The sequence below is a fragment of the Pseudaeromonas sp. HNCC25DJ182 genome (assembly GCF_055413365.1).
The window spans coordinates 145,130-159,504 of the sequence record NZ_JBVAYG010000008.1; the positions used below are offsets into that span (position 1 = coordinate 145,130).

Here is a 14,375-nt window from a genome sequence, read left to right on the forward strand (position 1 = left end):
CGCTCTGGAAAGCCCGAACTCGCGGGCCCGTCGCCGCTCACAAGGAGCAATACATGCAAGTGGTTAATGACACCCAGACACTGCGTGCCACGATTCGGACCTATCGCCAGGCGGGTGAAACCGTGGCCTTTGTCCCGACCATGGGCAACCTGCATCAGGGACATCTGACTCTGGTCCATGAGGCCCGGCAACGGGCGCAGCGCGTAGTGGTCAGCATCTTCGTCAATCCGATGCAGTTTGATCGCGCTGAAGACCTCGCCAACTACCCGCGCACTCTGGACCAAGATTGCGCACTGCTGGCCGAAGCCGGCGTGGATCTGGTGTTCACACCCACGCCGGAGATCATGTATCCGCAAGGCCTGGGGGCCCAGACCTTCGTCGAAGTCCCGGGGATATCCACCCTGCTCGAAGGCGCCCTGCGCCCGGGTCACTTCCGTGGTGTGGCGACAGTGGTGTGCAAACTGTTTAATCTGGTTCAGCCGGATGTTGCCTGTTTCGGGCAGAAGGATTTTCAGCAGTTAGCCCTGATCCGCAAAATGGTGACCGATCTGGCACTGCCTATCGACATCATCGGCGTCGCAACGGTTCGCGCTGACGATGGCCTGGCGCTCTCCTCGCGCAATGGCTACCTGACTACCAGCGAGCGGGCTCTGGCCCCGCAACTGGCGCGCACCATGAATTGGCTGGGCACGCAAATAGCTCAAGGCGAGCGCGACTTCGATGCCCTGGTCCAGCAAGCCAGCGAACAACTGGACGACGCCGGATTCCGTACCGATGCCATCGATATTGTCGATGCCCAGACACTATTGCCCGTGAGCTCGCACAGCCAGGCTCTGGTGATCCTGATGGCCGCCTTCCTCGGCAAAGCCCGGCTCATCGACAATCTGGTGGTGAATTTGCACCCACAGGGCAGATAGTTTATATTCCGCCCGCTGGGGTTCCGGTGGTGGTTGAAAGAGGAAATGCAATGCAACGAATTATGCTCAGAGGCAAGCTGCATCAGGCTCGCGTGACTCACGCAGTACTGAATTATGAAGGATCCTGCGGTATCGACCTGGATCTGCTGGATGCGGCTGGCATCATCGAAAATGAGCAAATCGACATCTATAACGTCGAGACCGGTGACCGTTTTCACACCTATGCCATTGCGGGTGAACGGGGCTCGCGCATGATCTCTCTGAATGGCGCGGCGGCGCGCAAGGCAGCGGTTGGTGACCGAGTCATCATCTGTGCCTATGGGATGTTCGATGAGAGCGAAATCGCCGCCCATAAGCCGCGTCTGGTCTACCTGGATGCCCAGAATAATATTGCCCGCACCGGCAAGGATATTCCGGTCCAGCTGACCTGAGCCAAGTCCAGCGCCAGTTCTGGATGCGGAGGCGGCCTGTGCCGCCTCTTCGTTTTTATCCGGTGACTAGCACGTGCGGTGATTATCCGCGTGTCGACATTGAGTGCCAGCCCTCAGCTGGCTAGAATGTCGCATCCTGCAACCGGAGCAATTCTCCCGCGATCTGCCATTGCATTGTGCCCATTTGATAGAGCAAGCGTCATGAGTAGCGACATTCGACTAATTGTCGGTCTGGGAAATCCAGGCCAGGAATATGCCTACACCCGCCACAATGCGGGCGCCTGGTATGTGGCTGAACTGGCGGCTCGCCACAATGGCTCGCTGCGCGAGGATCCGAAATATTATGGTCTGACCGCCCGGATCACCCTGGCCGGTCAAGAAGTGCGCCTGCTGATCCCGACCACCTTTATGAACCTGAGTGGCAAGTCGGTGAGTGCCCTGGCCAAGTTTTTCCAGATCCCGGTGGAAAGTATCCTGGTCGCCCATGATGAGCTGGATTTACCACCAGGAGTCGCCCGCTTCAAACAAGGGGGGGGGCATGGTGGTCATAATGGCCTCAAGGACATCATCAGTAAGATGGGCAACAGCAAGGAATTCCATCGTCTGCGGTTAGGTATCGGCCATCCGGGCGATAAAAATCAGGTCGCCGGATTCGTGCTAACCAAGGCTCCACAGAAGGAGCAAGAACTTATCGATGCCGCGCTGGACGAAGCCCTGCGCTGCACCGACATCCTGTTTCAACAAGATATGACCCGCGCCATGAACCGTTTGCACACGTTCAAGGCCGGCTCCTAACCCCTTAGAAGGAGACCTCCATGGGTTTCAAATGCGGTATCGTCGGTTTGCCCAACGTCGGCAAGTCCACCCTGTTCAATGCCCTGACCAAGGCAGGCATCGAAGCGGCCAACTTCCCGTTCTGCACCATAGAGCCGAATACCGGTGTGGTTCCGATGCCGGATCCGCGCCTCGATGCGCTGGCCGCCATCATCAAGCCGCAGCGCGTGGTGCCCACCACCATGGAGTTTGTGGATATCGCAGGTCTGGTCAAGGGAGCCTCCACCGGTGAAGGTCTGGGCAACAAATTCCTGACCAACATTCGCGAAACCGAAGCCATCGGTCACGTCGTACGTTGCTTCGAAGATGACAACATCATCCACGTCGCTGGCAAGGTTCATCCTGCCGAAGATATCGAGACCATCAATACCGAACTGGCGTTGGCGGATCTGGATACCTGCGAACGCGCCATCCACCGCATCCAAAAGAAAGCCAAGGGTGGCGACAAGGATGCCAAGCTGGAGCTGTCGGTACTGGAGAAATGCCTGCCGGTGCTGTCTGAAGCCGGTATGCTGCGCACCCTGGAGCTGTCCGCCGAAGAGAAAGCGGCCATTCGTTATCTGAGCTTCCTGACGCTCAAGCCCACCATGTACATTGCCAACGTCAACGAAGATGGCTTCGAGAACAATCCGTTCCTGGACCAGGTCCGCGCCATTGCTGCCAAAGAAGGCTCTGTGGTGGTGCCGGTGTGCGCCGCCATCGAGTCGGATCTGGCCGAGATGGAAGATGCCGACCGTGAAGAGTTCATGGCCGAATTGGGACTGGAAGAGCCTGGCCTGAACCGGGTGATCCGCGCCGGTTACGAGTTGCTGAACCTGCAGACCTACTTCACCGCCGGGGTGAAGGAAGTGCGTGCCTGGACCATCCCGGTCGGAGCCACTGCCCCGCAGGCCGCGGGCAAGATCCACACCGATTTCGAAAAGGGCTTTATTCGTGCCCAGACCATCGCGTTTGACGACTTCATCACCTACAAGGGTGAACAAGGCGCCAAGGAAGCGGGCAAGATGCGCGCCGAAGGCAAGGATTACATCGTTAAAGATGGTGACGTGCTGAACTTCCTGTTTAACGTTTAATCCTTTTAGATTGTTATAAATTCAGTTAATTGGGTTTGAATGGTTGCGCAATATTCACTTTGGGTACCTCACTCTGTACATAATCTGAATCGCTAGCAGTAAAAAACTCAATCTAAGCCCATCCATTTATGGATGGGCTTTTTCTTGATAAATACCGCGTTCCCCCTTTATATCCCCATATAACTGTCTTAACAGAATTCAACTCAGCCCCGCGACCCTGCGCGCCCCATGGCAGCCAAACTCAGTGCACATAGGATCAGCCCAGTGGCAATGCCGAAGGTGATCCGCATACCCGTTTCGACATCCTCAGGTCGAGCGCTGGAGATATCGGACACGCCCGCACCCAGCGCAAAGACCATCCCCATCACCGAGGCGCCGGTGATCAACCCAAGATTCCGGGATAACCCCAGCAATCCGGAGCCAACACCACGCTGCTGACTACTCAGCTGGGTGATGACAGTGGTGTTGTTGGCCGCCTGAAACAGCGCGTAACCCGCCGTCAGTATCATCAGCGGCAAGATATAACCAGCAACCCCCAGCGCGCTAGGCAGCAGGGAGAGAAGTCCGGAACCAGCCGCCATGGCGCTCAACCCAACCCACGTCATCCGATAAGCGCCCAGACGGTCGACTAAGTATCCCGCCGGCGCACCGATCAGGGCGGCCACGATCGGACCCGATGCCATAGTCAATCCAATCTGGGCAACATCCAATGCCAAGGCTCCAGTCAGATAAAAGGGGCCGACCACCAAGGTGGCCATAACGACCGTGGTCACCAGGCTGCTCATCGCAAAACCGGTCGTCAATACCGGGTCGCGGAACATCGACAACATGATCAGGGGCGCGACGGAGCGGGTCTGGGAGCGGATAAATAGCAGCAGCCCAAGACCCGCTACCAGCAACAACGCGGCATTGCGTTCACCGAAGTGGCCAGATCTCAGGGTCATCGCTAACGCGTAGGCGGCCAACGTCAGGGTTAATAACAAGGTACCCAGGATGTCGAAACGCGGTTTTATCCCTGCTGCTGACTGACGATCCGCAGGCAGAAAACGAAAGGCCAGCAGCCAAGCCAGGACTCCCAGAGGGGCATTGACCAGGAAGATCAGCGGCCAACCACCGAGTTCAATCAAGGCACCTCCGAGCGAAGGCCCCAAGGCCGTACCAATCGCAGAGACTGTGCCGATGATCCCCATGGCGCTACCGGTTTTTTCTTGCGGAATACTCTCTCCCGCCAGAGCCATGACCAGCGACATCATCAATGCCGCCCCCAAGCCCTGTACCACCCGCGCGGCAATCAAGAGTCCGAGCGAAGGTGCCAACGCGCACAGTACAGAGGCGGCAGAAAATAGGGCAATACCGGTCAATAGCATGCGACGGCGACCGAAGAGGTCGCCCAATCGGCCCGCACTGACAATCAAGGTAGTAATGGCCAGCAGGTAGGCAAGAACGACCCACTGAACCTGCGAGAACGATGCCCCGAAGGTCTGGGCCAAGGTAGGCAATCCTACGTTAGCAATACTGGTCCCCAGCGAAGAGAGCAGCGCGGCCAGGGAAAGACTGACCAGCACCCAGATCGCGGCCCTGTCCAGCTGAGCACTCGCGGCAACGCCGGGGACTGTCTCTTGAACACCAGGACCCCGAGCGGTCCCGGTCATAGGTTGATCATTATGGCTTGTCATCTCGAAACTCCTATCAGCAACGGTTGCCAGGAGCATAGGCCGACACCTAATCTTGCAGAAGACGCATCATTTGCATTGAATAGCTGCATATAACGCCAGACATCAAATCCATGCCGCTTGCTGCCAGAACCACAGATAGGGCCACCCATGACCACTCCCGATTTGAATTTGTTGATCACGCTGAATGTCTTGCTGGACGAGTGCAACGTCGCTCGTGCCGCCAAGCGACTTAATTTGAGTCCATCCGCCATGAGCCGGGCGCTCGCCCGCTTGCGCGAAACCATGGCGGATCCGCTGCTGGTACGCGCAGGACGCGGACTAGTCCCCACGCCGAGGGCACTTGAGATCAGGGAGGAGGTTGCCAGGTTGGCCCAAGGCGTTACCGCCGTCCTGAGACCAGCCAAACCCGCTGACATGAAGCATGTGGAGCGCACCTTTACCCTGCGCACCAGTGACGGCTTTATCGAAAATTTCGGACCGGAACTGGTGGAACAACTCGCCCGAGAGGCCCCCGGTATTCGCCTGCGCTTGCTGCAGAAAACAACCAAAGATAGCCAAGCTCTACGTCATGGAACTGTCGATCTGGAAACCGGAGTGGTCGGGAGTGAAACGGGCCCGGAAGTACGGACGCGGGTGCTGTTTCATGATCGTTTCATCGGTGTCGTACGCCAAGGACATCCCTTGAGTCAGGGCATCATCACCGCAGACCGTTACGCCGCCTTCCGACACGTACGGGTATCTCGCCGCGGTGTTGGTAAGGGGCAAATCGATGAGGAGCTTCAATCCTTGGGATTAGAGAGAAACATAGTGATAACAGTGGATGGCTTTGCCGCCGCGCTAGCTCTGAGCCGAGCCACCGATTTGGTCTCTGCGGTTCCAGAGCGTCATACTGAAAACTTAAGAAACGGCTTGTTCAGTTTTGAGCTCCCCTTCCCAGCACCAGAGGTTAACGTATCGATGCTCTGGCATCCACGGATGGATGGGGATGAGGTACATCGCTGGTTACGTGAGCAAATTCTGAGCCTCTGTCGATGCAAGGACCGCCCATCGGCTGAAGCATCAGAGATGACTCGCCCTACAGGTTAAGAGTGAGACCGCGCCCACGCCACATCTCACCATGCTGGCGGATGCGGCCTTCAAGGCTTCGGCCGCTGACAACACATGGCAAATGTGATGCAGATTCAGCCGCTTGCCGCTGATTGATTACTCATCCGGACGGTGAGCGGCCATTTCTTCGCCAAGCAGACAAAGGCAGGGGAAAAAGGGGTTGACGCCTCAGGGTCAGATCCGCATAATTCGCCCGCACAGTTGAACAGGGTACTGTTGAACGGTGAAGAGTGTTGGCTATGTAGCTCAGTTGGTTAGAGCATCGCACTCATAATGCGGGGGTCACAGGTTCGAATCCCGTCATAGCCACCATCATTGGGGTGTCGCCAAGCGGTAAGGCAGCGGGTTTTGATCTCGCCATACCTAGGTTCGAATCCTAGCACCCCAGCCATCTTCTACATCGTCTTGATCGTTGACTGATGGTTCGCTGGTCACCAGCATTTCTTCATATTGTGCAGCAGAATTCTTGATTGGGGTGTCGCCAAGCGGTAAGGCAGCGGGTTTTGATCTCGCCATACCTAGGTTCGAATCCTAGCACCCCAGCCATCTTCTACTTTTCGATTTAGAAGTTGGTCGTTCAAGGTAGATTCTGTTCCCGGATGGGGTGTCGCCAAGCGGTAAGGCAGCGGGTTTTGATCTCGCCATACCTAGGTTCGAATCCTAGCACCCCAGCCATATTGTTATGTACTACCATGTTTTCCTGCAGTATCAGTTAGTAAACGCTTCAAAATGGCTATGTAGCTCAGTTGGTTAGAGCATCGCACTCATAATGCGGGGGTCACAGGTTCGAATCCCGTCATAGCCACCATCCACTGGGGTGTCGCCAAGCGGTAAGGCAGCGGGTTTTGATCTCGCCATACCTAGGTTCGAATCCTAGCACCCCAGCCATATTTTTAGATAAATGACTGAGAAGTTGGTTTTGATCTCGGCAATATGCCTAGGTTCAAATCACAGAACACCAGTCATACAGCTCCACATGTAAAAAATCAAAATGGCTATGTAGCTCAGTTGGTTAGAGCATCGCACTCATAATGCGGGGGTCACAGGTTCGAATCCCGTCATAGCCACCATTCTCCCCTCTTATTTTCATCTCTCCGCGTGTATTTGTTTTCCCCCTGTTCGTCACTCCAATATCGGCAAAGCCAGATAACGGGATCAATTTGCGCGTTGTTTCAGCATGAGCCTTATCCTTGCTCATGCTAAAAAATGCTGCACTTACGCCAGCCCTAGCGCATAGCGCAGCGCCAGGCGCTTGAGTGGACCGCCATGTTCAGCCAGCAGCAACCCCATATTACGCAGCAGGCGCAAAGGGGGCAGATCATTACTGAATGTCAGGTAAAAACCGTCCATCGCCGTTTGCATCAGCAGATTGTCGCGGCAACGCTGACGCTCATAACCCCGTAACAGCGCGGGTTCATCCCAGGCATTACCGGCTTGTCGGCTGTTGACCAGCAATTCGCACAGGGTGATAACGTCCTTGAAACCCAGGTTCACGCCCTGCCCTGCCAGCGGATGTATGGTGTGAGCCGCATCGCCCAGTAGCACCACCCGACCATTGACGTAGCGTTGGGCATGACGGCGGGTCAGCCCAAAACTCCCGGCGGCGGTCACTGAAAACTCCGGCAAACGCTCGGGAAACTCGCGCCGCACATGCTCGGCGAGCTGGGGTAATGGCAGAGCCTGCAGCTCCCGCACCCGCTCCGGGGTGTCATACCACACGAGTGAGCCATGACTTCCAGCCAACGGCAAAAAGGCCCGGGGGCCGCGCGGAGTAAATTGTTGCCAGGTAATATCCTGCTGCTCACCGGCAATATCCACATTGATGAGCAAGCAGGCTTGGCGATAATCCCAGCTGGTGACGCCTATCTGCGCCAACTCCCGGGTCCGCGACTGAGCGCCATCCACGCCCAGCAGCAGGCGGCTACTGATCTGGCGACCATCGCTCAGGGTGCACCGGATCTCCTCCGCACCTTGCTCCAGGGCCGAGAGTTGGGTTCCGACCAGGATCGTAACATTCGATAAACCCTGCAACTGCTGCCATAAGGCCAGTTGCAACACCCGGTTTTCCACTATGTAACCCAGCTCGGAAACCCCTAACTGTTCGGCGGCAAACCGCGTCGCCATCCCCTCCGACTCCCAGGTTTCCAGTCGCCGATAGGGGCAGGCACGCATCGCCAACACCGCTTCCCAGGCGCCACAAGCTTGTAGCAAGCGGATAGAGGCTGGACTGATCGCCGAAACCCGCAGATCCATGGGCTGCTCCGGAGCGAACAGCTGCGGTGCTTGTGCCTCGACCAGCGCCACACTGAACCCGGCTTGCGCCAGGCGACAGGCCGCCGCAGCGCCCACCATACCGCCACCAATCAGGGTCACATCGGCATTCAAGCGCGCGGGAATAGGGGTAACCTGAGATTCCATCAATCAGCTCCAGCGCCTGCCATCCGGCAGTAGCGCAACAACGAGGTTATGGGTAAGAGGCCATTGTATCCCAGCTCACGATGCGGGTAATGAAGCACACAGAAAAATGCACGCAACATGGAGCAATACCCTTACAAAATGCGGGTTGGATAGAAACTAGTCTCCACCGAAGTAAGGGGGTAGAATACGCGGTCCTTCGGGTAGCGAATGGCTGAGTCCCTTCCTGCCTCCACTGAATATTTGGTTAAGCGCGCAAAGAATCTCCATGAGCAAAAAACTGCATATCAAAACCTGGGGCTGCCAGATGAACGAGTACGACTCGTCCAAGATGGCCGACTTGTTAGGAGCCTCTCAAGGCTACGAAGCAACTGAACTGGCTGATGAAGCGGACGTTCTGGTGCTCAACACCTGCTCTATCCGGGAAAAAGCCCAGGAGAAGTTGTTCCATCAACTGGGGCGTTGGAAGGAGTTGAAAAAGCTCAATCCCAATCTGGTGATTGCGGTTGGTGGCTGTGTCGCTTCACAAGAAGGGGATGCGATCCGCACCCGCGCACCGCAAGTCGATATCGTCTTCGGCCCGCAGACCCTGCACCGCCTGCCCGAGATGATCAAACAGGTCCAGACTGGTCACGGTGCCCAGGTCGATGTCTCCTTCCCGGAAATCGAGAAGTTTGACTCCCTGCCCGAACCGCGCGCGGATGGCCCGACGGCTTATGTCTCCATCATGGAAGGCTGTTCCAAGTACTGCACCTACTGCGTTGTGCCCTATACCCGGGGTGAAGAGGTGAGTCGCCCGCTGGATGATGTACTGTTCGAGATCGCCCAACTGGCCGAGCAAGGAGTGCGGGAAGTCAATCTGCTGGGGCAAAACGTCAACGCCTATCGCGGACCGACCCACGACGGTGAACTCTGTACCTTTGCCCAGTTGCTGCGCCTGGTCGCCGCCATCGATGGCATCGACCGCATTCGCTATACCACCAGCCACCCGATCGAATTTACCGATGACATCATCGAGGTCTACAAAGACACCCCCGAGCTGGTCAGCTTCCTGCACCTGCCAGTCCAGAGCGGTTCGGACCGTATCCTGACGATGATGAAACGGCCGCACACGGCGCTGGAGTACAAATCCAAGATCCGCAAACTGCGTGCCGCCCGTCCGGATATCACCATCAGCTCCGACTTTATCGTCGGTTTCCCCGGTGAAACCGATGACGACTTCGCCCGGACCATGAAGCTCATCGAAGATATCAAGTTCGATATGAGCTTCAGCTTCATCTTCAGTCCGCGCCCGGGTACACCCGCCGCCGACATGCCGGATGACACCCCGATGGAGGTGAAGAAGGAGCGCCTGTATCACCTGCAACAGGTGATCAACAACCAGGCCATGCAGTACAGCCGCGAGATGTTCGGTACCACCCAGCGCATTCTGGTGGAAGGGCCATCCAAGAACGATCTGATGGAATTGCGCGGCCGCACCGAGAACAGCCGGGTGGTCAATTTCGAAGGCGACGCCCGCCTGATTGGCCAGTTTGTCGATGTAGAGATCACCGAAGTGTTCCCCCATTCCTTGCGTGGCAAGCTGGTGCGTACCGAAGCGGATATGGATTTACGCCACAGCATCCGCCCCAGCGAAATCCTCGCCCGCCGCCCGGATGGCGTAGCCGATGAGTTGGGTGTTGCCACCTTCCGCCCCTGATCCTGGCGGGGGCTTCTGGCCCCCGTTTTTCTAATTGCCCGAGAGGATACCTTGAGCCGTCATATCACCACCCTGGATTTGCACCTGGAACCCGCAGACGCCCAACGTCTGGCCAGCCTGTGCGGGCCGTTCGATGACAACATCAAGCAGATCGAACGCCGCCTCGGCGTCGAAATCATCTATCGCAACCATCACTTTCAGGTGGTGGGTAAAGCACTGCAAGCCGAGGCCGTGATCGAACTGCTCAAGCGTCTGTATGTCGAAACCCAGCCGGTACGCGGCCAGAAACTGATCGACCTGACGCCGGATCAGGTCCATCTGGCGATCACCGAATGCCATCTGCTGGAGCAGGACGATGACGCCCATCCGGAAGCCGCCGACAGCATCCCCTATGGCAAGGAAATCAACATCAAGACCAAGCGTGGCATGGTCAAGCCGCGGACCCCGAATCAGGCCCAATACATCGCCAACGTGGTGACCCATGACATCACCTTCGGCATTGGTCCGGCCGGGACCGGTAAGACCTACCTCGCCGTTGCCGCTGCCGTCGATGCGCTGGAGCGTCAGGAAGTCCGCCGCATCCTGCTGACACGCCCCGCCGTCGAGGCCGGTGAGAAACTCGGCTTCCTGCCCGGCGATCTGTCGCAAAAAGTGGATCCTTATTTGCGTCCGCTGTATGACGCCCTGTTCGAGATGCTGGGGTTCGAGCGGGTCGAGAAACTGATCGAGCGCCAGATCATCGAGATAGCGCCGCTAGCCTATATGCGCGGCCGCACTCTGAACGATGCCTTCATCATCCTCGATGAGGGACAGAATACCTCCGTCGAGCAGATGAAGATGTTCCTGACCCGGATCGGCTTCAACTCCAAGGCCGTGGTCACCGGCGATATCACCCAGATCGACTTGCCCCGCCATCAAAAATCCGGCCTGCGTCATGCCATCGAGGTACTGAGCCAGGTCGATGGGCTTTCCTTTAACTTCTTCCAGGCCGAGGACGTGGTCCGCCACCCGGTCGTGGCGCGCATCGTTAAGGCCTATGAGTCCTTTGAAGAGCAGCAGCGACGGCTGGAAGCCGAGCGGCAAAAACCGCAAGCCAACCCGGAGTCTTCGTCATGAGCGTGATCCTCGATTTGCAGTTAGCCTGCGACAACCAGACAGGCCTGCCGGCCGAAAGCGACTTCCAGCGTTGGCTGGATGCCGCTGTATTGCCGTTTCAGGAAGAGGCGGAAGTCACCATCCGTCTGGTGGATGAAGCCGAGAGCAATCAGCTGAATCTGACCTACCGCGGCAAGGACAAACCGACCAATGTGCTCTCCTTTCCCTTCGAGTGCCCTCCCGGAGTCGAACTTCCCTTGCTCGGCGATCTCATCATCTGCCGCCAGGTGGTTGAGCAGGAAGCGCAGGAGCAGGGTAAGCCTTTATTGGCACACTGGGCTCATATGGTTGTGCACGGTAGCTTGCATTTGTTAGGGTATGACCATATTGAAGATGAAGAAGCCGAAGAGATGGAGGCCCTGGAAGTGGAATTCATGCAAACGCTCGGTTTCGACAACCCCTATCAAGATGATGAGATCTAAGGACCAATCCACACACCATGAGTGACGAACCGAGTCAGTCCCCGAGCCAGACACCCCGCAAAAATTGGCTGGATCGCCTGAGCCACCTGTTTCAGGGCGAACCCAAGGATCGCCATGAGCTGGTCGGCATGATCCAGGATGCCGAAGAGCGCGACGTCATCGACGAAGAGACCAAGGAGATGATCGAGGGTGTGCTCGAAATCGCCGAGCTGCGGGTGCGCGATATCATGATCCCGCGCTCGCAGATGGTCACCATCCGCCGTAACCAGGCGGTGGAAACCTTCCTGCCGATCATCATCGAATCGGCTCATTCGCGTTTTCCGGTGATCAATGAAGACAAGGACCATGTCGAAGGCATACTACTGGCCAAAGATCTGCTGCAGTTTGCGGTGGGTTTGACCGATGAACCCTTCAGCTTTGACAAGGTGCTGCGTCCAGCCGTAGTGGTCCCGGAAAGCAAGCGCGTCGATCGATTGCTCAAAGAGTTCCAGCAGCAGCGCTACCATATGGCTATCGTGGTCGATGAGTTCGGCGGCGTCTCCGGCCTCGTTACCATTGAGGATATTCTGGAGCTCATCGTCGGTGAGATCGAAGATGAATACGATGCCGGCGAGGACGAACAAGAGCAGATCCGCCGCGTCAGCAAGAGCGTGTTTGCCGTCCATGGCCTGACCCCCATCGAAGAGTTTAACGACTACTTCGATACCACCTTCAGTGATGACGAAGTCGATACCGTGGGCGGTCTGGTGATGCATGCCTTCGGTCATCTGCCGAAAAAAGGCGAAGCCGTTACCCTGGCAGGTTTTACCTTCAAGGTGGTCCATGCCGATCGGCGTCGCTTGTTGCAGTTGCAGGTCAAGATCCCGCAGACCCATGAAGCCGATGGTGAAAACCTCGACGATTGATCCTGCCCCATGATATGGATGACACGGCATCAGCAGTAGACCGCCAGCTCCATCTGGGCTGGCGGTCTGCTTTTAGCAACCAGTCCTGCATCCAACTCTTAACCCATAGGCTCAGAACCTACCCATGATGACCCGACTCTTCGCTTCACGCTCCAACTGGTGTACGTCTCTCTCGTCAGGCTGGACTGGCCTGTTATCCGCGGCACTGGCGGGCGCGCTGGCCACACCGGCCTTCGGCCCCTGGAATATCTGGCCGTTGGCGCTGGTTTCCCTGACGTTGTTACAGCTGCTACTGAGCAACCAGGCTCCAAAACGCGCCGCCAAGATTGGGTTTGCCTTCGCCTTCGGTCTCAACCTGCCGGGCCTATGGTGGATCCATATCAGCATGACGGTATTTGGCGGCATAGCCCTGCCAGTGGCCTTTGTGATGGTCGCACTGCTGGCAGCCTATTTAGCCCTGTTCCCCATGGCCGCCTGCTGGGTTTGGGCCCGCCTGTTTCCGCAGCAACACGGACATATCGATTGGCTTCGCAGTCTGATGGCCTTCCCTGCACTCTGGTTGCTGAGTGACTGGGCCATGGGTCACGTGCTAACCGGCTTCCCCTGGTTGTGGTTCGGTTATAGTCAGATCAATAGCCCGCTGGTCGGTATTGCCCCCTTGCTCGGCGTACAAGGCGTCACACTGCTGCTGCTGCTCAGCAGTGGTGGCATAGCCCTGGCCCTGCGCCAACGCCAGCCCTTCTGGCTGCTATTGCCGGTGGCAGCTTTTGCGGTGGGAGCCGGTCTGCAGCCGCTGAGCTGGACCACCCCCGGCAAGCCGCTCAACTTCGCGCTGATGCAAGGCAATATTGCCCAGGAAGCCAAGTGGGATCCGAAAAACATCCGTCCGACCCTGCTGCGTTATCTGGAGATGAGTCGTTTGAATCAGGATGCCGATGTCATCGTCTGGCCAGAATCAGCCGTACCGGCGCTGGAAAACGAGATGCAGGAATTCCTGGCCAATGTGGATAGCGCCATGCGCGAACACAAGACCGGATTTTTAACCGGCATCCAGTATCTGGATATGAGCGAGCGCCGCTTCTATAACGGCGTCATCGGTATGGGGCAGATCGACAATGATGGCCTCCAGAGCTATCGGTACGCCCATGGCAATCGCTACTACAAGCAGCATCTGGTGCCGATTGGCGAGTTTGTGCCCTTTGGTGATCTGTTGCGCCCCATAGCGCCATTCTTCAATCTGCCCATGTCCTCGTTCAGCCGCGGGGCGCCGGAACAGGAAAACATTCTGGTCCACGGCCATCGCTTCGCCACCGCGATTTGCTACGAGATGGCCTTCTCCGAGGAGTTAAGACGTAACGTACATGCCGACACCGACTATCTGCTGACGGTCAGCAACGACACCTGGTTCGGAACCTCCCACGGCCCCTGGCAGCATATGGATATTACCCGTATGCGTGCCATCGAGTTCGGCAAGCCAGTGATCCGCGCCACCAACAGTGGTGTCACTCTGGCGATTGACGCGCACGGTCAACCGATCAAGATGCTGCCCCAGTTCGAGCAGCAGGTATTGCGAGTCGATGTGGCGCCGGCATCGGGACTGACCCCTTACAACCGTTTCGGTAGCTGGCCACTGATTACCTGGGTGCTGCTGGCTCTCGGCATTGCCGCTTGGCGGCAGCGCAAGCCGGTTGAGGCTTGATGACCTGATTGCAACACCCAACGAAAAGCCCCTGCTTGCAGG

Annotated in this window: 12 protein-coding genes and 7 tRNA genes; 17 read left to right on the forward strand and 2 right to left on the reverse strand. The window is 57.2% G+C overall.

The genetic code is table 11. The features are described from left to right. Positions 1-53 precede the first annotated feature (53 nt). From panC to ychF, 4 genes are all read left to right on the forward strand, one after another. Positions 54-917, forward strand: a complete 864-nt coding sequence (panC, locus tag ACZYUB_RS08755; RefSeq protein WP_463947167.1) for a pantoate--beta-alanine ligase — start codon at positions 54-56, stop codon at positions 915-917. A 50-nt stretch (positions 918-967) separates the two neighbouring features. Next, positions 968-1,348 carry an aspartate 1-decarboxylase gene (gene panD, locus ACZYUB_RS08760; RefSeq protein ID WP_460882739.1) on the forward strand — a complete coding sequence of 127 codons (381 nt, stop codon included), beginning with the start codon at positions 968-970 and terminating at the stop codon, positions 1,346-1,348. Between the two features lie 201 nt (positions 1,349-1,549). Beyond that, complete coding sequence (gene pth / locus ACZYUB_RS08765) at positions 1,550-2,143, forward strand: aminoacyl-tRNA hydrolase (protein WP_463947168.1); 594 nt, start codon at positions 1,550-1,552, stop codon at positions 2,141-2,143. Between the two features lie 20 nt (positions 2,144-2,163). Beyond that, the gene (gene ychF / locus ACZYUB_RS08770) at positions 2,164-3,255 is read left to right on the forward strand and encodes a redox-regulated ATPase YchF (protein WP_463947170.1); all 1,092 of its coding nucleotides are present in this window, start codon (positions 2,164-2,166) and stop codon (positions 3,253-3,255) included. Positions 3,256-3,458: 203 nt separating this feature from the next. Here ychF and ACZYUB_RS08775 read toward each other — a convergent pair whose 3' ends face one another. Further along, complete coding sequence (locus ACZYUB_RS08775; RefSeq protein WP_463947171.1) at positions 3,459-4,931, reverse strand: MFS transporter; 1,473 nt, start codon at positions 4,929-4,931, stop codon at positions 3,459-3,461. A gap of 147 nt (positions 4,932-5,078) precedes the next feature. Here ACZYUB_RS08775 and ACZYUB_RS08780 point away from each other — a divergent pair, with 147 nt between their 5' ends. The 8 genes from ACZYUB_RS08780 to ACZYUB_RS08815 all read left to right on the forward strand — a co-directional run bounded on the left by ACZYUB_RS08780 (position 5,079) and on the right by ACZYUB_RS08815 (position 7,108). Beyond that, positions 5,079-6,017, forward strand: coding sequence for a LysR family transcriptional regulator (locus ACZYUB_RS08780; protein WP_463947173.1), 939 nt, complete (start codon positions 5,079-5,081; stop codon positions 6,015-6,017). Positions 6,018-6,273: 256 nt separating this feature from the next. After that, a tRNA-Met gene (locus tag ACZYUB_RS08785) sits at positions 6,274-6,350 on the forward strand. Positions 6,351-6,354: 4 nt separating this feature from the next. Further along, positions 6,355-6,429 (forward strand) — tRNA-Gln (locus tag ACZYUB_RS08790). Between the two features lie 80 nt (positions 6,430-6,509). Continuing rightward, positions 6,510-6,584: transfer RNA gene (locus ACZYUB_RS08795), tRNA-Gln, on the forward strand. 54 nt (positions 6,585-6,638) lie between these two features. Next, positions 6,639-6,713 (forward strand) — tRNA-Gln (locus ACZYUB_RS08800). A 56-nt stretch (positions 6,714-6,769) separates the two neighbouring features. Further along, a tRNA-Met gene (locus ACZYUB_RS08805) sits at positions 6,770-6,846 on the forward strand. Between the two features lie 5 nt (positions 6,847-6,851). After that, a tRNA-Gln gene (locus ACZYUB_RS08810) sits at positions 6,852-6,926 on the forward strand. Positions 6,927-7,031: 105 nt separating this feature from the next. Continuing rightward, positions 7,032-7,108, forward strand: a tRNA-Met gene (locus tag ACZYUB_RS08815). 145 nt (positions 7,109-7,253) lie between these two features. On the opposite strand, the gene ACZYUB_RS08820 is transcribed toward ACZYUB_RS08815, so the two are convergent. Continuing rightward, a complete protein-coding gene (locus tag ACZYUB_RS08820) occupies positions 7,254-8,456 on the reverse strand; it encodes an FAD-dependent oxidoreductase (RefSeq protein ID WP_463947175.1) in 1,203 nt (400 codons plus the stop codon). A gap of 265 nt (positions 8,457-8,721) precedes the next feature. Between ACZYUB_RS08820 and miaB the strand changes: the two genes are divergently transcribed. From miaB to lnt, 5 genes are all read left to right on the forward strand, one after another. Further along, complete coding sequence (miaB, locus tag ACZYUB_RS08825; protein WP_463947177.1) at positions 8,722-10,152, forward strand: tRNA (N6-isopentenyl adenosine(37)-C2)-methylthiotransferase MiaB; 1,431 nt, start codon at positions 8,722-8,724, stop codon at positions 10,150-10,152. A 51-nt stretch (positions 10,153-10,203) separates the two neighbouring features. Then, positions 10,204-11,268, forward strand: a complete 1,065-nt coding sequence (locus tag ACZYUB_RS08830; RefSeq protein ID WP_463947179.1) for a PhoH family protein — start codon at positions 10,204-10,206, stop codon at positions 11,266-11,268. Further along, positions 11,265-11,729: an rRNA maturation RNase YbeY gene (gene ybeY / locus ACZYUB_RS08835; protein WP_463947181.1), complete on the forward strand. Its 465-nt coding sequence runs from the start codon at positions 11,265-11,267 to the stop codon at positions 11,727-11,729. The genes ACZYUB_RS08830 and ybeY overlap by 4 nt, the downstream gene beginning before the upstream one ends. Positions 11,730-11,746: 17 nt before the next feature. Next, positions 11,747-12,634: a CNNM family magnesium/cobalt transport protein CorC gene (gene corC / locus ACZYUB_RS08840; RefSeq protein ID WP_463947182.1), complete on the forward strand. Its 888-nt coding sequence runs from the start codon at positions 11,747-11,749 to the stop codon at positions 12,632-12,634. Positions 12,635-12,758: 124 nt separating this feature from the next. Further along, positions 12,759-14,333, forward strand: a complete 1,575-nt coding sequence (gene lnt / locus ACZYUB_RS08845) for an apolipoprotein N-acyltransferase (RefSeq protein WP_463947183.1) — start codon at positions 12,759-12,761, stop codon at positions 14,331-14,333. Positions 14,334-14,375: the final 42 nt, after the last annotated feature.